General features: G+C 65.3%; 25 protein-coding genes. 10 read left to right on the top strand and 15 right to left on the bottom strand.

The window, feature by feature from the left end:
• Positions 1-18: 18 nt before the first annotated feature.
• The 3 genes from LOC59_RS07425 (at position 19) to pepN (ending at position 5,367) form a co-directional block, all read left to right on the top strand.
• Positions 19-1,026 (top strand): YeiH family protein, encoded by a 1,008-nt coding sequence (locus LOC59_RS07425; protein WP_229971292.1) that lies wholly within the window; start codon positions 19-21, stop codon positions 1,024-1,026.
• 71 nt (positions 1,027-1,097) lie between these two features.
• Complete coding sequence (locus tag LOC59_RS07420) at positions 1,098-2,750, top strand: hypothetical protein (RefSeq protein WP_229971290.1); 1,653 nt, start codon at positions 1,098-1,100, stop codon at positions 2,748-2,750.
• A 4-nt stretch (positions 2,751-2,754) separates the two neighbouring features.
• Positions 2,755-5,367 carry an aminopeptidase N gene (gene pepN / locus LOC59_RS07415; RefSeq protein WP_229971288.1) on the top strand — a complete coding sequence of 871 codons (2,613 nt, stop codon included), beginning with the start codon at positions 2,755-2,757 and terminating at the stop codon, positions 5,365-5,367.
• A 41-nt stretch (positions 5,368-5,408) separates the two neighbouring features.
• Here pepN and LOC59_RS07410 read toward each other — a convergent pair whose 3' ends face one another.
• From LOC59_RS07410 to LOC59_RS07380, 7 genes are all read right to left on the bottom strand, one after another.
• Positions 5,409-5,741 carry a cupin domain-containing protein gene (locus LOC59_RS07410; RefSeq protein WP_229971287.1) on the bottom strand — a complete coding sequence of 111 codons (333 nt, stop codon included), beginning with the start codon at positions 5,739-5,741 and terminating at the stop codon, positions 5,409-5,411.
• Positions 5,742-5,786: 45 nt separating this feature from the next.
• Positions 5,787-6,857 carry a lipoate--protein ligase family protein gene (locus LOC59_RS07405; protein ID WP_229971284.1) on the bottom strand — a complete coding sequence of 357 codons (1,071 nt, stop codon included), beginning with the start codon at positions 6,855-6,857 and terminating at the stop codon, positions 5,787-5,789.
• Positions 6,858-6,958: 101 nt separating this feature from the next.
• On the bottom strand, positions 6,959-7,216 hold the full coding sequence (locus LOC59_RS07400) for a type B 50S ribosomal protein L31 (protein WP_227896700.1): 258 nt from the start codon (positions 7,214-7,216) through the stop codon (positions 6,959-6,961).
• Positions 7,217-7,356: 140 nt separating this feature from the next.
• Positions 7,357-8,223 (bottom strand): hypothetical protein, encoded by an 867-nt coding sequence (locus LOC59_RS07395; RefSeq protein ID WP_229971283.1) that lies wholly within the window; start codon positions 8,221-8,223, stop codon positions 7,357-7,359.
• A gap of 87 nt (positions 8,224-8,310) precedes the next feature.
• Entirely contained in the window at positions 8,311-9,117 is an 807-nt protein-coding gene (locus LOC59_RS07390) for a TrmH family RNA methyltransferase (RefSeq protein WP_227916999.1), read from the bottom strand.
• Positions 9,118-9,918, bottom strand: a complete 801-nt coding sequence (locus LOC59_RS07385; protein ID WP_229971280.1) for a sulfite exporter TauE/SafE family protein — start codon at positions 9,916-9,918, stop codon at positions 9,118-9,120. It abuts the gene before it with no gap.
• A 14-nt stretch (positions 9,919-9,932) separates the two neighbouring features.
• Positions 9,933-10,721: an ABC transporter ATP-binding protein gene (locus LOC59_RS07380; protein ID WP_227917001.1), complete on the bottom strand. Its 789-nt coding sequence runs from the start codon at positions 10,719-10,721 to the stop codon at positions 9,933-9,935.
• 115 nt (positions 10,722-10,836) lie between these two features.
• Between LOC59_RS07380 and serB the strand changes: the two genes are divergently transcribed.
• Positions 10,837-11,751 carry a phosphoserine phosphatase SerB gene (gene serB, locus LOC59_RS07375; protein WP_227896708.1) on the top strand — a complete coding sequence of 305 codons (915 nt, stop codon included), beginning with the start codon at positions 10,837-10,839 and terminating at the stop codon, positions 11,749-11,751.
• Between the two features lie 2 nt (positions 11,752-11,753).
• Here the strand turns inward: serB and LOC59_RS07370 are convergent, their stop codons facing one another.
• On the bottom strand, positions 11,754-12,497 hold the full coding sequence (locus LOC59_RS07370; protein WP_229971278.1) for an SDR family oxidoreductase: 744 nt from the start codon (positions 12,495-12,497) through the stop codon (positions 11,754-11,756).
• A 118-nt stretch (positions 12,498-12,615) separates the two neighbouring features.
• A complete protein-coding gene (locus LOC59_RS07365) occupies positions 12,616-13,344 on the bottom strand; it encodes a beta-ketoacyl-ACP reductase (protein WP_227896710.1) in 729 nt (242 codons plus the stop codon).
• A gap of 115 nt (positions 13,345-13,459) precedes the next feature.
• Between LOC59_RS07365 and LOC59_RS07360 the strand changes: the two genes are divergently transcribed.
• From LOC59_RS07360 to LOC59_RS07350, 3 genes are read left to right on the top strand one after another with little or no spacing between them, the layout of a single operon-like run.
• The gene (locus LOC59_RS07360) at positions 13,460-13,867 is read left to right on the top strand and encodes a DUF3099 domain-containing protein (RefSeq protein ID WP_227896712.1); all 408 of its coding nucleotides are present in this window, start codon (positions 13,460-13,462) and stop codon (positions 13,865-13,867) included.
• Positions 13,864-14,121 carry a hypothetical protein gene (locus LOC59_RS07355; RefSeq protein WP_227917003.1) on the top strand — a complete coding sequence of 86 codons (258 nt, stop codon included), beginning with the start codon at positions 13,864-13,866 and terminating at the stop codon, positions 14,119-14,121. The genes LOC59_RS07360 and LOC59_RS07355 overlap by 4 nt, the downstream gene beginning before the upstream one ends.
• Entirely contained in the window at positions 14,122-15,000 is an 879-nt protein-coding gene (locus LOC59_RS07350) for an SURF1 family cytochrome oxidase biogenesis protein (RefSeq protein WP_227896714.1), read from the top strand.
• A gap of 105 nt (positions 15,001-15,105) precedes the next feature.
• Here the strand turns inward: LOC59_RS07350 and LOC59_RS07345 are convergent, their stop codons facing one another.
• Positions 15,106-16,704, bottom strand: a complete 1,599-nt coding sequence (locus LOC59_RS07345) for an ABC-F family ATP-binding cassette domain-containing protein (RefSeq protein ID WP_227896716.1) — start codon at positions 16,702-16,704, stop codon at positions 15,106-15,108.
• A 355-nt stretch (positions 16,705-17,059) separates the two neighbouring features.
• On the opposite strand from LOC59_RS07345, the gene LOC59_RS07340 reads away from it, so the two are divergent.
• From LOC59_RS07340 to LOC59_RS07330, 3 genes are read left to right on the top strand one after another with little or no spacing between them, the layout of a single operon-like run.
• The gene (locus LOC59_RS07340) at positions 17,060-17,620 is read left to right on the top strand and encodes a biotin transporter BioY (protein WP_227896718.1); all 561 of its coding nucleotides are present in this window, start codon (positions 17,060-17,062) and stop codon (positions 17,618-17,620) included.
• Complete coding sequence (locus LOC59_RS07335) at positions 17,617-18,372, top strand: energy-coupling factor ABC transporter ATP-binding protein (RefSeq protein ID WP_442860576.1); 756 nt, start codon at positions 17,617-17,619, stop codon at positions 18,370-18,372. Before LOC59_RS07340 ends, LOC59_RS07335 begins: the two co-directional genes overlap by 4 nt.
• Positions 18,369-18,998 carry an energy-coupling factor transporter transmembrane component T family protein gene (locus tag LOC59_RS07330; protein ID WP_229971274.1) on the top strand — a complete coding sequence of 210 codons (630 nt, stop codon included), beginning with the start codon at positions 18,369-18,371 and terminating at the stop codon, positions 18,996-18,998. Before LOC59_RS07335 ends, LOC59_RS07330 begins: the two co-directional genes overlap by 4 nt.
• Before the next feature lie 46 nt (positions 18,999-19,044).
• Here LOC59_RS07330 and LOC59_RS07325 read toward each other — a convergent pair whose 3' ends face one another.
• The 5 genes from LOC59_RS07325 to LOC59_RS07305 all read right to left on the bottom strand — a co-directional run bounded on the left by LOC59_RS07325 (position 19,045) and on the right by LOC59_RS07305 (position 23,807).
• Positions 19,045-19,374, bottom strand: a complete 330-nt coding sequence (locus LOC59_RS07325; protein ID WP_227896721.1) for a metal-sulfur cluster assembly factor — start codon at positions 19,372-19,374, stop codon at positions 19,045-19,047.
• A gap of 36 nt (positions 19,375-19,410) precedes the next feature.
• A complete protein-coding gene (gene sufC / locus LOC59_RS07320) occupies positions 19,411-20,178 on the bottom strand; it encodes a Fe-S cluster assembly ATPase SufC (protein ID WP_227896723.1) in 768 nt (255 codons plus the stop codon).
• Between the two features lie 67 nt (positions 20,179-20,245).
• Complete coding sequence (gene sufD / locus LOC59_RS07315; RefSeq protein WP_227896724.1) at positions 20,246-21,589, bottom strand: Fe-S cluster assembly protein SufD; 1,344 nt, start codon at positions 21,587-21,589, stop codon at positions 20,246-20,248.
• Positions 21,589-23,061, bottom strand: a complete 1,473-nt coding sequence (sufB, locus tag LOC59_RS07310; protein ID WP_227896725.1) for a Fe-S cluster assembly protein SufB — start codon at positions 23,059-23,061, stop codon at positions 21,589-21,591. Before sufB ends, sufD begins: the two co-directional genes overlap by 1 nt.
• The gene (locus LOC59_RS07305; RefSeq protein ID WP_423722066.1) at positions 23,061-23,807 is read right to left on the bottom strand and encodes a helix-turn-helix transcriptional regulator; all 747 of its coding nucleotides are present in this window, start codon (positions 23,805-23,807) and stop codon (positions 23,061-23,063) included. Before LOC59_RS07305 ends, sufB begins: the two co-directional genes overlap by 1 nt.
• Positions 23,808-23,883 lie beyond the last annotated feature (76 nt).

Below are 23,883 nucleotides of genomic sequence, written 5' to 3'. Positions count from 1 at the left end.
CTCATGAACAGTAAGACCATGCCGCAACCCGCCGACCTCCGTAAACTCGCCCCCGGCCTGGCAGCTGTGGCTGTTGCCGTGCTGGCCGGGTTCCTCCTGCACCGGGTGGCCGCCGGCATTCCGGTGCTCACCGCGGCCGTGGTGCTGGGCCTGCTGGCGGGCAATATTCCCGGTCCCGCGGCGCTTGCGGCTGGAAGCTGGCGGCCCGGAATTGCGCTGGCTGCCAAGAGATTCCTCCGGCTGGGAATTGTCCTGCTGGGCCTGAAGGTGTCACTGGTCGACATTGCCGGGCTCGGCTGGATCTCGGTGGGACTCGTCATCGCCCTGGTCGGTTTCTCGTTCGCTGCCACCTGGTTCATCTGCCGCCTCTTCCGCCTGCCCGGTGAGGAATCCGTCCTCGTCGCTGCGGGATTCTCGATCTGCGGTGTCTCCGCCGTCGGCGCAGTTGCCGCTGCCCGGGCGGTCCCCGCTGAGCGGACCGCTGTCCCGGCGGCCATGGTGACCCTCTGCGGAACTCTGGCCATCGCCGTGCTTCCACTGCTGTCCGGCATGCTTGGACTGTCCCCGGACACCTTCGGATTCCTCACCGGCGCTTCGGTGCACGACGTGGGGCAGGTCGTGGCGACTGCACAGACGGCGGGGCCCGCAGCCCTGGCCCTGGCCGTCGTCGTCAAGCTGGTCCGCGTGCTGATGCTCGCTCCGGTCAGTGCCCTGGCCGGACTCGACCATCGCCGGCGCAGCGAAGGAACCGGCACGTACCCTCCGCTGGTCCCGCTGTTCGTGGCGGGCTTCCTGGCCGCTGTGGCGCTCCGCACGTCCGGGGTACTGCCCTCCGGGGTCCTCGACGTGGCCGCCGGTCTCCAGGAAGTACTGTTCGCTGCCGCCCTCTTCGGACTCGGCGCCTCCGTAAACCTCCGGCAGCTGGCACGGACGGGCGGTCCGGCAGTCGCCGCCTCGCTGGTGTCCTGGTCCCTCATTGTCTCCGGCGCGCTAATCCTGGCTGTCCTCCTGGTGCCCGCCGGCTGAGTATTGTCCCCGGTGCCGCCTGCGCAATAGGCTCGAGAATCTTTCGACCCACCCTGGCTGCCCGAGGGACCATGAGCCACACAGCACGCCAAGGACCTGTTGGCGGGTCCAAGCAAACCACCCGCACCGCCGGGCTGCTGCCCCGCTTTGCGGGCCTGCTGTGGTGCGCGCTCATTCTCTGGCTGGCGCTGTCCAACCTGGTGGTGCCTTCCTACGGCTACTCCCGCTATGAGACGTGGGCTGCCGTCCTGGCAGGTGCCGCAGTGCTGGTCCTTGCCGCAGGCTATCCCTGGCTGCTCTCCCGGCTTGATGCCGCCCTGTCCCCGGTGCGGTGGCTGCAGATACCAGCCGCGCTGCTGGGATGGGCCGCGGTCTTTGCGGTTAGTGCCCGCGTGGCCGATGCGGTCAGGCTGCCGCCGGACTGGGACGCGGCCGCGATCTACTATTCCGGGACAGCGGTTTCCGAAGGGACACCCGAGGCAGCAGACCGGGGCTACTTCGAGGTGAACCCCAACAACCTGCTGCTCATGCTGCTCCTGGGCAAGTACCTGGAAGCAGCAGAGTCCTTTGGTGCGGTGGACCTGCGGCAGTCAGTCGCCTACCTGAACGCCGCGGTGCTTTTCTCCGGAATGCTGCTGACGTATGCCTGTGGTTATCTTTTCGGCGGAAAGCAGGCTGCCAGGCTGACCCTGGTGCCCTCGATCATCCTTATTGCGCTTTCTCCCTGGCTGCCGGTCTTCTACTCGGATACGGCCGGACTGCTGTTTCCGATCCTCATCCTCTGCCTGGTGGGGTTGGCTGCACGGTCCCGGCTGCCCGGCCGGCTCCTGCTCTGGGCCGCCGCCGGAGCGGCAGCGGCCGTCGGGTACGGCATCAAACCAACAGTCCTGATTGCCCTGGCAGGCGCCGTGCTGGTGCTCCTGCTGTCCATCCGCCGCTCGAACTGGCGGCAGGACCTGCTGGCAGGCACGGTTGCCGCCGTGCTGGCCGCAGGAACCTTCGCGGGGACCAACGCAGCACTGAACAGCTGGAAGGAGGCATCTGGTATTCCCGCAGCGGGGACCTCGGACAGCCAGGCCCTCCCCTTTACCCACTTCCTCAAGGTGGGAGCGCAGCAGTATCCAGGACCTCACGGGGATTACTACGGTGCGTACAACGAAAAAGACCGAACCACCACGCTGGCGGTCGAGGATCCGCAGGAGCGGTTCAACGCAGGACTGCGGGCGTACACGGAACGGGTCGAGTCCATGGGCCCGGGCGGGTACGCAGCTTTCCTGAACGCGAAACTGCGCTGGATCACCGGCGACGGATCGTTCTTCAGCTGGGGAGAAGGCAGCATGGACGCGAACGCTTTCCTTGCCGAAGACAGCTTCAGCCGCTGGGTCCAGGACTTCTACGGCCCGGGACGTCCGGGCTTCGGGTTCCTTCTCTCGGTGTGGCAGGGCACCTGGTTCCTGCTGCTGGGGCTGTGCGGCGCAGCACTGTTCCTCCGGGCAGAGCGGCTCCAGGCGCTGGGCCCGGTAACCGCCAGACTGGGCCTGCTGGGCCTGCTGGTGTTCCTGATGTTTTCCGAAGGGCGGGCCCGCTTCCTGTACCTCTACGTGCCGTACTTTATTGTCCTGGGTTCACTTTCGCTGCAGGCTGCGGAAGAGCTGGCGGGGCGCACTTGGCGGCGGCGTGCCCGGCAGGCGCCTGCGAATCCGGCACCCAAGATGGTTGAATGAACGGGTGTCGAACCAAAACCTGAGCCGCGATGAAGCTGCTGCCCGCTCCCGCCTGCTGACGGTAGAGTCCTACGACGTCGAACTGGACCTGGGGAATGCCGCTGACCCGGCGGCGCCCGGCTTCCGTTCTCGAAGCACCATCCACTTCACCTGCAGCGAATCCGCCGCCGCGACTTTCGTGGATTTCATCCATGGCGGGGTCCAGGCCGTCGTCGTGAACGGGAAAGCCTACGATCCCGCGGAAAGCGTGACGGGTTCGCGGATCGAACTGCGCAACCTCCAGGCCGGGACCAACACGGTGAGCATCGAAGGAACCGCCCTCTACAGCCGCAGCGGCGAGGGCATGCACCGCTTCACGGATCCCGCTGATGGAAAGACCTACCTCTACACGCAGTACGAACCCGCGGACGCCCGGCGGGTATTTGCGAACTTTGAGCAGCCGGACCTGAAGGCCTCGTTCACTTTCCATGTCACGGCGCCGTCGGACTGGGAGGTCGCCTCCAATGGTGTGGAAGCGGCGCGTACCCCTCTGGGCGACGGGACGCTGAGCCGCTGGGACTTCTCCCCCACCCAGCGCATTTCCACGTACATCACCTGTGTACTGGCCGGCGGGTACTTCAAGGCCACTGATCTCTGGAGCACGGTCCTGGGCGACGGCACCGAACTTGTGGTTCCGCTGGCGGCGTATTGCCGGGCGTCCATGGCGGAGCATTTCGACCCGGGCAACATCTTTGACACGACCAAGCGCGGGCTGGACTACTTCCACCGCCTGTTCGCTTATCCGTACCCCTTCGGGAAGTATGACCAGGCCTTCGTTCCGGAATACAACCTTGGTGCGATGGAGAATCCGGGTCTGGTGACCTTCACCGAGGCCTATGTCTTCCGCACTAAGGCGACCGAGGCCCAGTACGAGGCCCGGGCCAACACCATCCTGCACGAAATGGCACACATGTGGTTCGGCGACCTGGTGACCATGCGGTGGTGGGATGACCTGTGGCTGAAGGAATCCTTCGCTGACTACATGGGTGCCCTGGCCGTCGACGAAGCTACGGACTGGACGAACTCCTGGGTGAGTTTCGCCAACCGGCGCAAGGCCTGGGCCTATGTGCAGGACCAGCTGCCGACAACCCACCCGATCGTTGCCGACATCCCCGACCTCGAAGCGGCAAAACAGAACTTCGACGGAATCACCTATGCCAAGGGCGCTTCAGTGCTCAAGCAGCTGGTCGCCTACGTGGGCTTTGAGGCATTCATCGAGGCATCCCGGACTTACTTCTTCCGGCATGCCTACGGGAACACTACCCTTGAGGACCTCCTCGATGTCCTCAGCAGCGCCTCCGGCCGCGATATGCGGCTCTGGTCCCGCCAGTGGCTTCAGACCGCAGGCGTGCCTGTCCTGGAGGTCGAGGCGGAGACGGGTGCTGACGGAACCTACAGCTCGGTAGTCGTGCATCAGGATGCCCCCGATCCCGTCAGCGGAGAGCAAGTGCCGCGGCCGCACCGCATCCGGCTGGGCTCCTACGGGTTTACTCCCGACGGCTGGCTCGAGCGTACAGGTGTGGTGGAGCTCGACGTCGTTGGCCGGCATACACCGGTTCCGGAACTGGTGGGCACCGAGCCGCCCGCGTTGCTGCTGCCCAATGACGGCGACCTCACCTACGCCAAGATCCGGTTCGATACCGCGTCCCTGGCCACCGTGCTGGAAGTCCTTCCGCGGCTGCGGGATCCGCTGGCGCGGGCAATTACCCTTTCCGCCTTGTGGAACAGTGTTCGCGACGGCCTGCTCTCTGCCCGCGACTACGTTCGCCTGGTGATTCGTACGGCTCCCTCAGAACCCGGTGCAGGTGTCCTGCAGGTCCTGCTGGACAATGCCAGGTACGCAGTGGAGCGCTATGCGCCGGCCGAGATTCGGGACGAAGTGCGCGAACAGCTCTTCGAGGCGGTCAGCGGCCAGCTGGCAGAGGCCCCTGCCGGCACCGACCGGCAGCTGATATTCGCCCGGACCGCCGCGGCACTGGGCCGCCACAGCACCAGCCACAACGAACTTCTGCGCGGACTGCTCTCCGGAAGCGTTACCTACCCGGGGCTTGGCGTGGACTCGGACCTGCGCTGGCGGCTCTGGCAGGCGCTGTCAGCCACCGGATCTGCCGGTCCCGAGGAACTCAAGGCGGAACTGGCTGCGGATAACACCGCCGCGGGGCGGGTCGGATATACGGTTGCCGCCGCGGCGATCCCCGATCCCCTGATCAAAGCGGAAGCCTGGCAGAGGGCCGTTCATACCGTTGAGCTTTCCAATGAGCTGCTCTCTGCCACGATTGAAGGCATTACCCTCGGCGGACATGAGCTGCTGGACGGTTACGTCAGCGATTACTTTGCTTCCCTGGAATCGGTCTGGTCCAGCCGCAGCATCGAACTCGCATCCCGTGTGGTTGCCGGGCTCTATCCCGGGGCGCAGGATCTCCCCCTGCATACCGTTCCCGCCGATCATCCGGTTCTGGCGCTCAGCCAGGAATGGCTTGAGCTCAATCCTGCAGCACCGGCGGCACTGCGCAGGATCGTGATCGAACAGCAGGACCAGCTCCTGAGGTCCCTCCGCGCCCAGGCGGCCGCGCGCTGACTGTGGCCGGCCGGGAATGAGCGGCCTGCCCGGGGAACGGTCTAGGGACGTTTGGCGACAGTGAGCAGGAAGGCTGAGTCCTCAAGGGCGGTCACGGCATGCCTGGCCTGGGGAACTATCAGCAGGTCACCGGCGGAACCTTCCCAGTCAGTGCCTTCGGAGCTGAGGATCAACCGGCCCTTGAGCACCACGACGGTGGCCTCGCCGGGGTTTTCGTGTTCGTCCAGGACGAATCCGGCCGCCAGGGTGATGAGAGTTTGGCGGAGGATGTGCTCGTGCCCGCCGTAGACAGTGGCGGAACTGCGGCCGGACGAAGCCTGCCGGGCGGTTTCCAGGTGGTTTCTGACAAGCGCCGTCAGCGACTTCTTTTCCATGCTGGGCAGTCTAGGGGCGGCAGACGTCCGGCGGTATAGGGGCGGCTACGGGACCCGGGTGATCCACTCCGAAGTGTCGAACTTCTGCTCCACCTTTTTCTTCGCACGCTCCATCTCCGCGTCGGTAATGCCGGTGGTTTTGGCTCCGTAGCGTTCGGTGAAGGTCTGCATCATGGTGTCGATGATTTCTTCCCGGCTGAGGCCCGTCTGGCGCCGGAGCGGGTCTACCCGCTTCTTCGCGCTGCGGGTTCCCTTGTCAGAGAGCTTTTCCTTGCCGATCCGCAGGACCTCGACCATTTTGTCGGCGTCGATGTCATAGGACATGGTGACGTGGTGGAGCATCCCGCCGGAGCTCAGCCGTTTCTGCGCAGCGCCGCCGATCTTGCCCTGGTCCGTGGCGATGTCGTTCAGGGGCTGGTACCAGGCCTTGATGCCCAGCCGCTCCAGGGACTCCATGACCCAGGCGTCGAGGAAAGGATAGGAATCGGCGAAGCTCAGCCCATCCACGAGTGACTGGGGAACGTAGAGCGAATAGGTGATTGCGTTGCCGTGTTCCATGAACATGGCGCCGCCGCCGCTGATTCGCCGCACGACTGTCACACCGTGCCGTTCGGAGCCCTCGGGATCCACTTCGTTGCGCAGCGACTGGAAGCTGCCGATCACTACGGACGGGGTTTCCCATTCCCAGAAGCGGAGGGTTGGGTTCCGCAGTCCGGCACCCACCTCCTCGGCCAGGACCTCGTCCATGGCAACGTGCATATGCGTGGACAGCGGGGTGGGAGGGATGATTTCCCACTCGTGGTCTGCCCAGCCGGTGGCTTTCGCCAGGGCCCGCCGGACCGTAATGGCCACGGCCTCGGGTGAGAAGCCAAACAGGACGGCATCAGGGTGCAGGCGAGAACGGACAGCCAGGGCAATCTGCTCCGCGGTGCTGTCCGCGGACAATCCGTTGAGGGCGCGGTTGATGTCCTCCAGCGCATCGTCCGGCTCCAGGAAGAAGTCTCCGCTGAGCGATACGGAATCCAGGACTCCGTTCCGCACCTCGAGGTCCACCACGACCAGTTTGCCGCCGGGCACTTTGTACTCTCCGTGCCGGGACTCCTGCTGTTCACTCATGGTGGGCTCCTCCTGAAATGTCCTTGTGTGAAAACGAAAGGTCCGTCCGGAGCATTCCGGACGGACCTTTCAATACTAGGCTGCAGCAAAGAAGTACGTTGTTACTTCTTGCCGCCGAAGCCCTTGAAGCGTGCGTTGAAGCGCTCGACACGGCCGGCGGAGTCCATGATGCGCTGCTTGCCCGTGTAGAACGGGTGCGATGCGGAGGAGATTTCCACCTCGATGAGGGGGTAGGTGTTGCCGTCTTCCCACTCGATTGTCTTGGCGGAAGTGGCCGTGGAGTTGGTCAGGAACGCGGTGTCGGACGCGAGGTCGCGGAAGACTACCGGGGCGTACTTGGGGTGGATATCAGACTTCACAGTAATACCTTCTTTAGGTGACTGGATTTTGCCAGGCACGATGGGGTTCAAAAGCTTGGACGGCCAGTTGGCCAACAATCAATGTTAGCGCAAGGCCCGCCCATATGCCGAAAACACGGCAGACGGGTTCTTCCCCTACTTTAGCGCGGCTCCGTGCCGGCCTCCCACCCGGTGATTTTCGCCCTGATGGCGGAATCGATTCCACGGGTCTTGCCGACGTACTCAATAGCCAGGGGCCGGTAAAGGTCATCAAGAACCAGCACCAGCGAACCGGAGAAGCCGCCCGGCTCATCGGCTTCGACAACTGCCGTGAGCCGGGTTGCCTGCGTGCCTTCGTAAACGGCGTCGTACTCGACGGCCGCTGCATTCGCGGATTCGAGCAGGCCGCGTACCCGGTCAGGGTTGCTGGTCAGCTCGGCCGCGTCAACCAGGATGGCTGCGTAGGCTTCTTCCGGGCTGCCGGATGCATTCGCCGTTACGGATGCGCCCTCCCCGGTACGCAGGGTCCTGACGCCGCCGCCCACCGAGATTTCCAGTGCGCTGTCAGCGCTGGTGAGTTCCATGGCGAATTCCGGGCTGGTGGAGAAATCCATGCTGTACGTTCCGGGCGGGAGCCAGCTGGCCGTCGTGGAGACGCTCTGCACGGCACCGGTGCCGGCGACCATGGCCGCAGCCAGGCAGTCCCCGGACTGGTTGGCGGGGTAAGGGCCGGGGTCCCGGCGCAGCAGCCACTGGCAGGCATCCTGGACGTCCTGTGCCATGGAGGCCTGCGCCCCGCTGACCCCAACGCTCATCGTCTCAGAGGGAGAGGGCGAAGGTTCCGGTTCAGCCGTGCGGATCCGGGGCTGCTGCGGAGCCGGGGTTACGGCAGGGACAGCACTCGTCCCCGCTTCCTGGCGGGCAACCTGCTCGGCTGTTGGCCCGCAGGCCGCGGCAGCCGGCGCCAGCAGTGCAGCCAGGAAAACGGCCGTCAGGCGCCGGCTAGACGGGATAACGCGTCTGGACATGGAATGGACCCTGTGCTCGCCGGAGGTACCGCATCGTGCATGGCCCAGTGTTGCACCGGCAGGCCGGGAACAGAACAGCAGCGAGAACTATGGAACCCGGCACTCCCAAAATGCGACGGCGCTGGCTGCTGCGACGTTCAAGGAATCCACTCCGCCCTGCATGGGGATGCGGACCGTTACGTCGACTTCCGCCAGAGTGCTCCGGGAGAGCCCGTCCCCTTCTGTTCCAAGAACCAGGGCAAGCCTGTCGTGGCGCTGCGCACCCAGTTCCTGCAGGGTCAGGGAATCGTCCTGCAAGGCCAGCGCCGCGGTCACGAATCCGGCGGCACGCAGGCTCGTAAGCGCACCGGGCCAGTCCGTCAGGCGGAGCCACGGGACCTGGAACACCGTGCCCATGCTAACCCGAATTGACCGGCGGTAGAGCGGGTCGGCGCATTGCGGACTGACGAGCACGGCATCAACGCCCAGGGCAGCTGCGGAACGGAAGATGGCTCCGATGTTCGTGTGGTCCACGATGTCTTCCAGGATCGCCACGCGCCGGGCTGCGGCCAGCACTGGTTCAAGTTGCAGCGGGGCGGGGCGGTGCATGGCCGCCAGGGCACCGCGGTGGAGGTGGAAACCCGTAATCGACTCGAGAATTTCCGGTGTACCAACAAACGCAGGTACCTCGGGGAAGCGGTCCAGGATGTCCTGCAGGTCCGGCAGCCATTTTTCGGCCAGGAAGAATGACCGCGGGATATGCCCCGCCTCGACCGCCCTGCGCAGGACCTTCGAAGATTCCGCAATATACATGCCCTCTGCGGGCTCCCGCAGGCGGCGCAGCGAGGTGTCTGTCAGGCGGGTGTAGTCGCTGACGCGGGGGTCATCGGCTGATTCGAGGTGGATAACGCTCACTTAGAAAACCATAATCCACAGTGCGACGAGCCCCAGCAGCACGATCACGGTGCGCAGCACAACGGGGTGCAGACGCCGCCCGACTGCGGCCCCCACAAACCCGCCGATCAGCGATCCAACGGCAATGAGCGCCACAACGGGCCAGACGATGCGGTCGAAGGCGAAAAGCATGTATGACGCCGCTGCCACCAGGTTCACGCCGAGGACAAGGATGTTCTTGACCGCGTTCGCGTTCTGGAGAGTCCCGTGAAGGAAAATCCCGAGGATGCCGACCAGCAGGATGCCCTGCGCGGCCACGAAGTAGCCTCCATAGACGCCGGCGAGATAGATCAGCACCGTCAGCGTCCAGGACGGACGGGCAGGACCCTGCATCAGGGTCCCGGGCTCCGTGTCCCGGGCGGCGCGTTCCCTCACCCATGACTGCAGCTTGGGCTGGAAGACAACAAAGAGCAGGGCCACCACAATCAGGAACGGCGCCACCGTCCCGAAGACGTCCTCGGGCAGGTGCAGCAGCAGCCAGGCGCCGGTGATACCGCCGAGGATCGACGCCGGCAGCAGGCGCAGCAGTGTGCCGCCGAGTCCGGCCAGTTCCCTGCGGTAACCCCAGGAACCGGCCACATTGCCGGCGATCAGGCCCATGGCATTGGAGATGGTCGCGGCAACCGGTGCATAGCCCAGGGCCACGAGCACCGGGAAGGTCACCAGCGTTCCGGAACCCACAATGGCGTTGATGGTGCCGGCCCACAGGCCGGCAAAGAGGACCAGGGCGTCATGAAGCCACCCTGCCGAAGACAGGAACATGATGTTGGGTCTGGCTAGCGGCGCGCCGTTGCGGTGTACCGCCCCGACGCATCCCGCTGGACGGACAGCGGCAGGTCAAAGGCGTTGCTCAGGTGGTCTTCGGTGAAAACGGCCTCGATTTCGCCCGCGGCGACGACAGCGCCGTCGCGCATCAGCAGCGCATGGGTGAACCCCGGGGGTACTTCCTCAAGATGGTGGGTGACCAGCACGATTGCCGGCGCTTCCTCGTCGGCAGCCAGGTTTGCCAGACGCTGCACAAGGTCTTCCCGGCCGGCGAGGTCCAGGCCTGCGGCGGGCTCATCGAGGAGCAGCAGTTCAGGATCCGTCATCAGTGCACGGGCAATCTGGACACGCTTGCGTTCGCCCTCGCTGAGCGAGGAGAAGCGGCGGTTGATGTAGGTGGACATTCCCCAGTCGTGCAGCAGGCGGAAGGCGCGGCGCTCGTCGAGCTTCTCGTACTTCTCGCGCCAGCGGCCGGTCATGCCGTAGGCAGCGGTCAGGACTACGTTGAGGACGGTTTCGTGCTCCGGAATCTGGTTGGCCAGCGCGGCGGAAGCAAGCCCAATACGGGGACGCAGTTCGAAGACGTCCACGGCGCCGAGGACTTCCTCCAGGATTCCGGCCATGCCGCGGGTCGGATGCATCCGGCCGCCGGCAATCTGCAGCAGCGTTGTCTTGCCGGCTCCGTTGGGTCCCATGATGACCCAGCGCTCCCCTTCCCTCACCTGCCAGTCAACGCCGTCCAACAGGGTTTTTCCGCCCCGGACGACACTTACTCCGGCAAATTCAAGAACATCACTCATAGCAGTAGACACTAGGCTAAAGAAAGGCGCGTTGGCGAAACGCGACGCCGCCGCATGTCCGACCGGCCGTGTCCACCACCGGCCGCACCCCGCCGCACGCAGAACGGAAACCCGCATGACCCCTGAAGCATCTCCGGAATACAGCGTCGTCAGCTACGGGCGCGAACTCGCTGACGCCTATCTGGCGGGTGTCCAGCAGGCCGTCATGGCCGCGGGCGCACGAATCGTCGAGCTGGAGAACGCGGAAGGGGACGGCTATCTGGTCTCGAAACTGTTTGTAACGTACGACGGCGGGCTCCAGGCACTGCGCCTGGCTGTCGCCTCCGCAGCCGCTGCGGCGCTGGACGGCGGTGCAGCGCCCGCCCAGAGCGCCGTCGTCCCCGCTTCCCTGGTCGAGCCGGGGCGCAAGCTGCTGGTGATGGATGTTGACTCCACGCTGATCAAGCAGGAAGTCATTGAACTGCTCGCTGCGCACGCAGGCCGCGAAGCCGAAGTAGCTGCCGTCACCGAAGCTGCCATGCGCGGCGAGCTGGATTTCGCCCAGAGCCTGCACGCGCGGGTCAAGACACTGGCCGGCCTGCCGGAATCCGTGATTGCCGAGGTAGGGACGCGGATCGAACTCTCCGACGGCGCAGAAGCCCTCGTGAAGGCTTTCCTGTCGGCGGGGCACGCTGTCGCCGTCGTCTCGGGAGGATTCAACCAGGTCCTGGCTCCGCTCGCCGAGCGGCTGGAGCTGACGTTCGCCCGCGCCAATGAGCTGGGTATCGAGGACGGTGTCCTGACCGGTGAGGTAACCGGGAACGTGGTGGACCGCGCGGTCAAGGCGCAGTCCCTTCGCGAATGGGCCGCAGAGCTGGGGATCCGCGAAGACCAGACGATCGCCGTTGGTGACGGCGCGAACGACCTGGACATGCTCGCGGCGGCCGCACTGGGCGTGGCGTTCAATGCCAAGCCGGCTGTGCAGGCCGCCGCTGATGCTGTGCTGAACCTGCCCGGACTGGACGTGGTTCAGCACTTCGTGAAGCTGTAGGGCTAGGCGCTGAGGTAGTCCGCTCCGCCGACGTACTCGGTGTGCCCGGTGGGGACATCGGCGAGGGCCATGCGGGCTACCTCAGCGGCGAACTCTTCGACAGAGTACAGCCGCCCGGCCTCTTCCCGGCGTGCTTCGATGGCGCCGGGATTGGCTCGGTCCAGCAGCGTCGCCGTGACCGTGCCTTCGATCATGTCGCCGGAGACCACCACGAGGGTGATCCCCTTTTCTTCCAGCTGGGGGATCCTTGCGCGCAGGGCGTCCTCCCCCGCGCGCTTGCTGCGGGCAACCGGCTCGTACTCCGGCATGGTGGGGACTGTATTGATGAAGTGGGCCTGGTGGCTGGTGACGAAGACCACCCGTGAACCCGGCTTCATGTGTTCGGCGGCAGCCGTGAGCATGTTGACCTGCGCGTCGCGGTTGAGCTTGAGGGCGTAGTCGTCCCCGACCCCGGTCTCCATGCCGCCTGAGGCGTTAAGGACCAGCACGTCCAGTGTGCCGAAGGATTCCAGGGCAGCGTCCACGAGGGCAGCGGGCCCCTCAGGCGAGGTGAGGTCAGCCCCTACGGCAACGGCGCGGCCGCCCGCAGCTTCGATCCCCGCCACAACCTTGTTTGCCCGCGGTGCCTTCTGGCGGTAGTTGACCACCACTGCGGCACCTTCCGCGGCCAGCAGTTTGGCCGCCTCCGCTCCGATGCCGCGGGATGACCCGGTGACGATTGCGGCTTTGCCCTCTAGCTGGCCCATGCATACTCCTTTGTGGAAGATAACTAAACTCTGCAGCGCTGGATCCTATCCTTCCAGCCCGGATGCCGCCGCGCGTTGGTGGAAACCTCCAAGGAATCCCGCGCCCGCAGTGTCGCGACTAGTGCCCCATGCCCAAGCCGCCGTCGACGGGAATCACGGCACCGGAGATGTAGCCCGCCTCGGGGCCTGCGATCCAGCGGACCACGCCGGCGACCTCGCTGGGATCCGCGAAACGGCCGGCCGGGATGGAGGAGAGGTAGCTCTTCTGGGTGTCTTCAGGCAGTGCGCGGGTCATATCCGTGTCGATGAATCCGGGGGCCACCACGTTGGCTGTGATGTTGCGGGAGCCGAGTTCGCGGGTGAGCGAGCGGGCGATTCCGATCAGGCCGGCCTTGGACGCGGCATAGTTGACCTGTCCCGGGGAGCCATAAAGGCCCACGACCGAGGAAATGAGCACTACCCGGCCCCGGCGAAGCTTCAGCATGCCCTTGGAGGCCCGCTTGACGACCCTGAATGCGCCGGTGAGGTTGGTGTCCACGACGTCGGTGAAATCGTCTTCGCTCATGCGCAGCAGCAGCGTGTCCCTGGTGATGCCGGCGTTTGCGACGAGGACTTCCACCGGGCCGTGCGCGGCTTCCACTTCCGTGAAGGCGGCATCGACCGAAGCCATATCCGTCACATCGGCCTTGACGCCGAGCATGCCTTCGGGAACTTCACCGCTTCGGTAGGTGATGGCAACCTTGTCCCCGGCTTCAACGAACGCTTTCGCGATGGCAAGGCCAATTCCGCGGTTCCCTCCCGTGACGAGGACGCTTCGGCCGGTGGGGGTCTGGGAATCGTTGTGCACGCAGAATCCTTACGCTGGGGGGCGGGTTGCTTGAGCTAACGATCCTATCGGCGCCGGGAGCAACTTCAAGAACACCGCCGTCAGTGAGACAATGGGGAAACTTGTTTGGAGAGTGATGATAAAGGGACTGAAGAAGGCCGGCGGCGGTATTCCGCGGATTACGGATGCCCGTACGGCCCACACGGATGAGATGCATTCGCGCATGGTCAAGTACACCGTGTCGATGAGCATCCGCATGGTCTGCCTTTTCCTGCTCTTTTTTGTCCATGGCTGGATGATGTGGGTGGTGATCGCGGGCGCCGTCGTGCTCCCATGGTTCGCCGTCGTCATCGCCAACGGCGGCAGTGACACCCGGAACATGGAAGCGGGGGACTCCCCCTATACGGACGCTCCAGCCCCTGCCCTGGAGGCGAGGGCCCCCGAGGCAGCGGACTCCCCCGAGACGACAGTCCTCTCCGGCGAAATCATCGACGACGACGGCACGGACATCGACGGCACGGACGGCCGGAGCGCATCCGCATGAACCTGCTTGACCAACTGTCCGGAGGCCCCGGAGCCGAAGAGCACGCGCGCTGTTCCCGCAAAGGATGCCGGGCGGACGCGGCGTGGCAGCTGCTGTGGAACAATCCGCGGATCCATCCGCCTGAACGCCGCAAGATCTGGCTCGCCTGCGAAGATCACCGCGGCTGGCTGCAGGAATACCTGCAGGTCCGCTCCCTCTGGAAAGAAACACTGCCCCTTCCCGGGGCCCCGGTTAGCGAAAGCGACAACGCATAGATGTACAAGTTCCTCCTTTCCAGCCGCTGGCTTGGCTGGTTTGCCCTCGTCTGCGCGCTGGCCGCAATCTGCGCCTTCCTCGGGACGTGGCAGCTGGAGCGCAGGGACGCCATCAAGGAGGACATCGGCTGGGTGGAAACCAATTACTCAGCCGATCCTGTTCCGTTCGCCGAAGCTGCCCGCTACTTCGAGGAGTTCGACCCGTCAGCCGAGTGGCTGCCGGTGGAAATGACCGGTGTCTATGACACGGCCAATCAGCGCATTGTGCGCAACCGCCCCCTGAACGGCCGCCCGGGCTACGAAGTCCTGGTGCCCTTGAAGCTGGAAGACGGAACCGCCGTTGCCGTCAACCGGGGCTGGCTCGCCATCGGCAATAATGAAGCCGGGTGGCCGGATGAGGTTCCCGCCGCCCCGGAGGGCGAAGTGACCGTGACGGCCCGCCTCAAGCCTGCGGAACCGGCACTGCTGCGCGGTGCTCCTGCCGGGCAGCTCGCTTCGATCGATCTGGCTGAGTATGAATCCCAGCTCGGCTATCCCCTGGAACAGGCTGCTTATGTCCTGATGGATACCGAGGATCCGGCGCCGGAGACCCGCCCGCAGGCTGCACCCAAACCCTCCCTGGACGAAGGTCCGCACCTTTCGTACGCCCTGCAGTGGTACGCCTTCGGGCTGCTGTTCTTCGTGGGGCTGGGCTACGCGGCCCGGCAGGAAGCCTGGAACCGGATCGAATCCGGCGAGGACGAGGAGTGGGAAGACGACGACGCCGATGAGCTGCACTCGGCGGCTCCGGCACCGCGGCGGACGCGCCCGGTCCGGAAGCGCCGCGGGCCTACCGGTGAAGAGGAAGAGGACGCCCTGCTGGACTCGCAGGGCTTCTAGTTCCGGAAGGGCGCTCCCGGGCGGCTGTGCCCCCGGGAAACGCCAAAGGGCCGCTGCATCCCCTCGGGGAAGCAGCGGCCCCTTTGGCTTAAGGGTCCGGGCGGACTAGGCCAGGGTCACGAGCTCCAAGTAGCCCTCGTTCCAGTGGTCCTCGTCGCCGTCCGGGAGCAGCACCACGCGTTCGGGGTTCAGCGCAGCGACTGCGCCCTCATCGTGGCTGACCATGACGACGGCACCGGAGTAGGTGCTCAGTGCGCCCAGGATTTCGGCGCGGGAGGCCGGGTCCAGGTTGTTGGTCGGTTCGTCCAGGAGCAGTACGTTCGCCGACGAGGCAACGATCGTGGCCAGCGCCAGGCGGGTCTTTTCGCCGCCGGAGAGGACTCCGGCAGGCTTGTCCACGTCGTCGCCGCTGAACATGAAGGAGCCGAGTACGCTGCGGACCTCGGCGTCGTCCATGTCCGGTGCGGAGGAGCGCATGTTCTCCAGGACGGTGCGCTCGGTGTCCAGCGTCTCGTGCTCCTGGGCGTAGTAGCCGACCTTCAGTCCGTGGCCGGGAATGATGCGGCCGGTATCCGGGGCATCCACGCCGGCGAGCATCCGCAGCAGGGTGGTCTTGCCGGCACCGTTCAGCCCCAGGATGACCACCTTGGAACCGCGGTCGATTGCGAGGTCGACGTCGGTGAAGATTTCCAGCGAGCCGTAGCTTTTGCTAAGTCCTTCGGCCATCATCGGAGTCTTGCCGCAAGGTGCGGGATCCGGGAACCGGAGGGCAGCCACGCGGTCGGAAGCGCGGACGGCGTCAAGCCCTCCCATAAGCCGGTCAACACGCTTGAGCATGCTCTGTGCGGCGGAGGCGCCGGACGCGCGGGCCTTCATCTTGTTGGCCTGGGCGAGCAGGACGCTGGCCTTCTTCTCGGTGTTGGCGCGTTCACGCTTGCGGGCGCGCTCATCGGTCTCGCGCTGCACCTTGTAGCGCTTCCAGTCCATGTTGTAGATGTCGATGGTGGCGCGGTTGGCGTCGAGGCTGAAGACCTTGTTGACAGTGGCTTCGAGCAGCCCGGTGTCGTGGCTGATGACGATCAGGCCGCCGGTGTGGTTCTTCAGGAACTCGCGCAGCCAGGCGATCGAGTCGGCGTCGAGGTGGTTGGTGGGCTCGTCCAGGAGCATCGTCTCGGCGTCCGAGTACAGGATGCGGGCCAGCTCGACACGGCGCCGCTGGCCGCCGGACAGCGTCTTCAGCGGCTGGTTCAGCAGTCGGTCCGGGAGCGCGAGGTTGGCGCAGATTGTTGCCGCTTCAGACTCGGCCGCGTAGCCGCCGGCGGACAGGAACTCCGCCTCCAGCCGGTCATAGCGGTTCATTGCCTTCTGGGAGACCTTGGGATCGTCGCTGGCCATCTCATCCTGGCACTTCTTCAGCGCCGTCATGACCTTGTCCAGGCCGCGCGCGGAGAGGATGCGGTCCCGGCCCAGCTGCTCCATATCGGGAGTCCTGGGGTCCTGCGGCAGGTAGCCGATGTCCCCGGTGCGCTTGATGTGCCCGCCGGCAGGCAGGGTCTCACCCGCAAGGACCTTGGTCAGTGTCGTCTTGCCGGCGCCGTTGCGGCCCACCAGTCCAATCTTGTCTCCCTTGTCCACACGGAATGAGACCGCTTCCATGAGCAGGCGTGCACCGGCACGAAGCTCGAGTTCAGATACGGCAATCACTAAGGAGGGACCTTTCGAAGGAAATGGATTGGAAGCGCGTGGTACGCGGAATCTGCGAAGGCAGCCTTCCAAGTCTACCGGTAACCCGCAGTTTGTAGGAACCCGACAAAGGCCGGCCCCGTGGTGCGGGGTTAGTCTCGGATTCACCGGACCTAATCTCCCGGGTCTTGACCCGACTCCTGCAGGAACCACGAAACGAGCCCGAATGCCTGCTGCTCCCGAGCCTCCCGCGTCCGCGGCAGCTTCGCCCGTCCCGGACACCTCCCCCGGGGACTCCTCCCATCGAGATGGTAGAAACGGCGCGAATGAGGCCCCTAACGTGCAGTTTCTGCCATCTCCGCGGGGGTGGGGTGCTGTGGACCTGTCCTATGTCGCCGTCTTCGCCGCCCTGATCGCGGCCTTCTCGCTCATTCCCGGGATTCCCCTTGCCGCGGGCGTCCCGGTCACCCTGCAGACGCTGGCGGTCATCCTCACGGGCATGGTGCTTGGACCGGCCCGCGGCGCTGCTGCGGCAGGTCTGTATGTGCTGGCCGGGCTGGCGGGCCTTCCTGTCTTCAGCGGATTCAGTTCCGGCGTCGGTGTCCTGGCCGGACCATCGGCCGGTTTCCTGCTGGCTTTCCCCCTGGCAGCGCTCGTCGCCGGACTTCTGGTGCGCCTGCTGCTGCCCCGTATCCGGCGGGCCCGCTTTGCTGTGCTGTTTGCGGCGGGACTGGGGACGAGTTTATTCATCATCCATCCCCTGGGCATTGCCGGCATGATGCTGAACGCCAGGCTCTCCTTCCCGGCTGCCCTGGCAGCAGACATGGCCTTCTGGCCCGGCGACGTCGTCAAGAACCTGGCGGCCGCGGCAGCGGCAGTGAGTGTCTTCGCTGCGTTCCCGCGCCTGGTGCCCGGGATAAAGAACGCACGCCGCTGATGGCGATCCGGTTTTCTGCCGCGTCGGTAAAGGCTCCGGATGCAGGTCCCGGCGGGAGAACGATCCTGCGTCCGGTTTCGCTTGAGCTGGCGGAGCGGCGGATTGCGGTCATAGGCGCCAACGGGTCGGGGAAGTCCACTCTCCTGCGGCTGATCAACGGGTTGCTGCTCCCCTCTTCCGGCAGCGTCAGCGTCGACGGCGCAGACACGGCCCGCCAGGGCGCACTGGTGCGCAGCCGCGTGGGATTTGTCTTCACAGATCCGCTCTCGCAGCTGGTCATGCCCACGGGCCGGGACGACGTCGAACTCTCGCTTCGCCGCAGCGTGCGGAACGCGCGAGAGCGACGCAGTGCGGCCGAGCAGGTCCTTCGGCGCTTTGGACTCCTGCCCCTGGCCGACCGCAGTATCTACGATCTCTCCGGCGGGGAACGCCAGCTGATGGCCCTGGCGGCTGTGCTTGCCACGGATCCGGCCGTCCTGGTGGCGGATGAGCCGAGCACCCTGCTGGATCTTCGGAACACCGCCCGGCTGCGCTCCATCCTGGCCGCGCTCCCCCAGCAGGTCATCTACACCACGCATGACCTGGAGTTTGCCGCCGATGCCGAGCGGGTCCTGGTGGTTGATGACGGCGGCGTTGTCTTCGACGGACCGGCGGAGGAAGCCATCGCCGCCTACCGGCTGGCGGCGGCCCGGGAACCCGAGCCCATTGAGCCTGCGGTGCCCGCCGATCCCGCTGACGGGGTCCTCCCGTGAGGAACAGCAGGCACCTCGGCGACTACCGCCCCGGGGACAGCACTGTCCACAAGGCCCCGCTGGCTTTCAAGGCCACCCTCGTCACAGCGGGTTCCATCACTACACTGGTGCTCGCGAACCCGCTGGCCACTGCAGTGGCAGCCGTGCTGACAGCTGCGGCATATGCGGCCGCGTACCTGCCGGGAGAACTGGCACGCCCGCTGAAGCTGATGTGGCCCGTGCTGGCGCTGGTCGGCGGATTCCAGTGGTGGTCGGCGGGCCCGTCGGCTGCCGTGACCGTGGCGGGAAACATCGCCGTCTGCGTGGCGGCAGCACGCCTGCTGCTCCTCACGGTTCCCGTACCGCAGCTGCTCGACGGCGCGGTCGCCCTGGTACGTCCGCTCCGGATCCTTGGAGCGGACCCCGAACGGTTTGGCCTGGCCCTGGCATTGATGCTTCGCAGCATTCCCTACCTGATGGGTTCGGCCGCCGACGTGCGGGACTCCGCGAAGGCGCGGGGCCTGGAACGCAACCCCCGGGCCCTGGCGGTGCCTGTCGTGATCCGCGCCGTCGCCTACGCCCAGCAGACCGGAGACGCCCTCGCGGCCCGCGGCATCGGCGAGCCCGTGCCGGAGCGGGAACGCTAAAGGGCGGGCACCATGTCTGGTGCCCGCCCTTTTTGCAGGTCAGTGCCTAGATGTTGAAGCCGAGGGCCCGCATCTGGTCACGTCCGTCGTCGGTGATCTTTTCCGGACCCCACGGCGGCATCCAGACCCAGTTCAGCCGGAACTCGTCCACGACCCCCTCCAGGGCCTTGGCGGTCTGCTCTTCGAGGACGTCCGTCAGCGGGCAGGCCGCAGTCGTGAGCGTCATGTCGATGAGAAGGGCGCCGTCTTCGGCGTACTTGAGTCCGTACAGCAGGCCCAGGTCAACGATGTTGACACCCAGTTCGGGGTCGATAACGTCTTTCAGGGCCTCTTCGACATCCTCAAGGGATGTCTGGGCCAGGTTGGCGTCAGTCATATTGTGCTCCTTCTCCTTCCGGCGCTGCGCTCAGGCTCAGGCGCTGGCTGCGCCGGCGTTCGTGAACCGGTCGTAGCCCTCTTCTTCCAGCCGGTCGGCCAGCTCCGGGCCGCCCTGCTCGGCGATGCGTCCGTCAACAAAGACGTGGACGTGGTCCGGCTTGATGTAGCGCAGGATCCGCGTGTAGTGCGTAATCAGCAGCGTACCCATCTTTCCTTCGGCATGCTCCCGGTTGACGCCTTCGGAAACAACCTTGAGCGCATCCACGTCCAGGCCGGAGTCGGTCTCGTCGAGGATTGCGAACTTCGGGTGGAAGAGTTCAAGCTGGAGGATTTCCACGCGCTTCTTCTCACCGCCGGAGAAGCCTTCGTTGACGTTGCGCTGGGCAAAGTCGGCGTCGATGCGCAGCTGGGCCATGGCGGCCTTGACGTCCTTGGTCCAGTGGCGCAGGGACGGAGCTTCACCGTCGAGCGCCGTCTTGGCGGTCCGCAGGAAGTTGGTCATGGTGACACCCGGAACCTCAACCGGGTACTGCATGGCCAGGAACAGGCCGGCCCGGGCACGCTCGTCGACGCTCATCGCCAGGACGTCTTCGCCGTCCAGGGTGATGGAGCCGCTGTCCACCGTGTAGCGGGGGTGGCCGGCGATGGTGGAAGCCAGGGTCGACTTTCCGGAGCCGTTGGGGCCCATGATGGCGTGGGTCTCGCCGGTGTTGATGGTCAGGCTGACGCCCTTCAGGATCTGCTTCGAGCCCTGATCGGTCTCGATGCTGACGTGAAGGTCCTTGATTTCAAGAGTGGACATGCGTTGTTCGCTTTCTCTTTGCACGCGTGCGGTGCGGTCTGCAGGTTCTGTGTTGGGGGAAGAGTGCTTAGTTCTCAACCTGTGCGAGCTCACGCTCGACGGCGGCGGTGAGGCGCTCTTCCAGCTCCGGAACCCGGATCTGCTGGATGATTTCGTTCAGGAAGCCGCGCACGACGAGGCGGCGTGCGATGTCCTCGGGGATGCCGCGGGCCATCAGGTAGAACAGGTGCTCGTCGTCGAACCGGCCGGTGGCGCTGGCATGGCCGGCGCCTTCAATGAGTCCGGTCTCGATTTCGAGGTTGGGCACGGAGTCGGCACGGCCGCCGTCGGTGAGCAGCAGGTTACGGTTCACCTCGTAGGTGTCCGTTCCTTCGGCTTCCTTGCGGATGAGCACGTCGCCAACCCAGACGGTGTGTGCGTCCTTGCCCTGCAGTGCACCCTTATACATGACGCGGGACTTGCAGTTCGGAACTGCGTGGTCCACGAAGAGGCGCTGTTCCAGGTGCTGGCCGGCGTCGGCGTAGTACAGGCCGAACATTTCAACGTCGCCGCCGGTGGCGGTGAACTTCGAGGACGGCGTGACGCGCACCAGGTCGCCGCCGAGGCTGACGACGACGTGCTTGAAGCGTGCGTCGCGGCCAATCCGGGCGTACTGCGCAGAAGCGTGGACGGCGTCGTCGTCCCAGTCCTGGACCGAGATGACCGTCAGTTCCGCGCCGTCACCGACGAGGATTTCCACGTTCTGGGACAGCGTGGCCGAACCCTTGTGGTCCAGGACGACGACCGCCTTGGAGAAGGCACCGGCCTCGATCAGGATGTGCTGCGCTGCGGGATCCGTGCCGGCGCCCGTGATGGACAGCGTCACGGTGCCTTCGGCCTGGGTGTCCTTGGGAATGCTGACCAGGGTGGCTTCGGTGAAGGCTTCCCAGGCAGCAGCGGCAACCAGGTCTTCGGGGATGCCCGCAGTTCCGATCCGGGAGTCATCGCGTCCGATTCCGGCCACAGTGACGCCCTCAGGGGCGACGACGGCGACCTCGGGGGCTGTGCCGGTCAGTTCCTCGGTGTGCAGGCCGCGCAGGCGCTTGAGCGGGGTAAACCGCCAGTCCTCTTCGCGGCCGGTGAGCTTGCCGAAGTCCGCCCGGTGGAAGGACGTCATGCGTCCCGCACGGGAGCTGTCGGGAATGCCGGCGCCTGCGCCGTGGCTGTGGGACTTGCTGCTGTCGCCGCCCAGGACCGGGGAAGACTCATTCAGCGGAGAGAGGTTTTCGCCCTCTTCGGTGAAGCCGTCAATGCGGACGCGGCGGTCTCCGGACGGAGCCCCGATACGTGCCTTGACGCCTTCCACTGCGCTGCTGACCTTTTCGGCCACGGTCTCGACTACGTTTTCAGCAACGTCATTAAGCTTCGACATTAACCGACGGCTCCTTCCATCTGGAGTTCAATGAGGCGGTTGAGTTCAAGGGCGTATTCCATCGGCAGTTCACGCGCGATCGGCTCGATGAAGCCGCGCACGATCATGGCCATGGCCTCGTCCTCGGGAAGGCCGCGGGACATGAGGTAGAACAGCTGTTCCTCGCTGACGCGCGAAACCGTGGCCTCGTGGCCCATGGTGACGTCGTCTTCGCGGATGTCCACGTACGGATACGTGTCCGAGCGGGAGATGGTGTCCACCAGCAGTGCGTCGCAGCGCACGGTATTGGCGGAGTTCTTGGCGCCTTCACGGACCTGGACCAGGCCGCGGTACGCAGCACGGCCGCCGCCGCGGGCCACGGACTTGGAGATGATCGAGCTCTTGGTGTTCGGCGCGATGTGAACCATCTTGGAGCCGGTGTCCTGGTGCTGGCCTTCGCCGGCGAAGGCGATGGACAGGGTCTCACCCTTGGCGTGCTCGCCAACCAGGTAGACGGCCGGATACTTCATGGTCACCTTGGAACCGATGTTGCCGTCGATCCACTCCATGGTGGCACCTTCGTGGGCGATGGCCCGCTTGGTTACCAGGTTGTACACGTTGTTGGACCAGTTCTGGATGGTCGTGTAGCGGACGCGGGCGCCCTTCTTCACGATGATTTCCACAACTGCGGAGTGCAGCGAATCCGACGTGTAGATCGGCGCGGTGCAGCCTTCGATGTAGTGGACGTAGGAGTCCTCATCGGCGATGATCAGCGTGCGCTCGAACTGGCCCATGTTTTCCGTATTGATCCGGAAGTAGGCCTGCAGGGGGATCTCGACGTGGACGCCCTTCGGGACGTACACGAAGGAGCCGCCGGACCAGACGGCAGTGTTCAGCGAACCGAACTTGTTGTCACCCACGGGAATGACGGTGCCGAAGTACTCCTGGAAGATCTCCGGGTGTTCCTTCAGCGCCGTGTCGGTGTCCAGGAAGATCACGCCCTGGCGTTCCAGGTCCTCGCGGAGCTGGTGGTAGACAACCTCGGACTCGTACTGGGCGGCGACGCCGGAAACCAGGCGGCCGCGCTCAGCTTCGGGAATGCCGAGCTTCTCATACGTGTTGCGGATGTCCTCGGGCAGGTCTTCCCACGTCTTCGCCTGCTTCTCGGTGGAGCGCACGAAGTACTTGATGTTGTCGAAGTCGATGCCCGAGAGGTCTGCACCCCATGTGGGCATGGGCTTGCGGTCGAAGTACTTCAGGCCCTTCAGACGCAGGTCCAGCATCCATTCCGGCTCGTTCTTCTTCGCCGAAATGTCACGGACAACCTCCTCGGAGAGGCCACGGCGGGCGTTGGACCCGGCGACATCTGAGTCGGCCCAGCCGTACTCGTAGGTGCCAATGCCCTCGAGTTCGGGGTTCTTTTCCAGGATGTCTGAAATCACGGAGTCGGGCACCTGCGGTGCCTCGGCCTTCCGGGTTACTTGATCCGTCATCACGGCCTTTCTTGCTGATGAGTGGATGTGGACTGGGTTGTTGCGGATCCCACCGGCTGGTGGGGCGCAGCCATGGAACGCCCCACTGGGATGTGGGTCGTACAAACGTGCCCGCCGCGGGACAGAGTGGACAGCCTGCGCACATCCACTCCCAGCAGCCGCGAGAAAACTTCGGTCTCCTTGTCACAGAAGACGGGGTAGGCGCTGGCCAGCGCCTGGATGGGGCAGTGCCCCTGGCACAGCTGCACGCTCAGCAGGGTGCTGGGCGTCCGGCTGGTGCCGATCATGGTTGTCGAACCGACGAAGCCGTCCTTCGTGAGTTCTGCGGCCAGGGCCTGCGCCCTGTCCTCGACGGCGTCACCGGCAGCCTCGATGACCGGGCGGTACCTTTCCTCCATCTTCGCAAAGCGAGCAGCGGCAAAGGCCTCAATGGCTTCCGGCCCGGCAGCCTGGCCCAGCGCGCGGAGAGCCTCAGCGGCAATCGTGAGGTAGTCATTGCCGAGGTACGACTGTCCCTGCTGGGAAACAACGTATCGCCGCGCGGGGCGGCCGGCACCGGCGCCGGGCGCAGAGACACGTTTGACTTCGATCAGTCCCTGCCGATCCAGTGCATCAAGGTGCCGCCGAACTGCTGCGGGTGTGAAACCCAGCCGCTCGCCGAGTTCGGCGGCGCTGACGGGGCCGTGTTCAAGCACCGCACCCAGGACGCGGTCCCGGGTGCGCTCTTCGGACTCTTTGGCTGCCACCGGCGGTTCCGGCGTCGCTGAACTCTTCACAGAATACACAACACAATCATGACCTAATCCATTCCGCAGGGCTACT

The sequence above is a fragment of the Arthrobacter sp. zg-Y916 genome (assembly GCF_020907385.1).
In the GTDB taxonomy this organism is placed as follows: Bacteria; Actinomycetota; Actinomycetes; order Actinomycetales; family Micrococcaceae; genus Arthrobacter_B; species Arthrobacter_B caoxuetaonis.
Note: the sequence above shows the minus strand (reverse complement) of the source record. Positions and strands in the feature narration are given on the sequence as shown.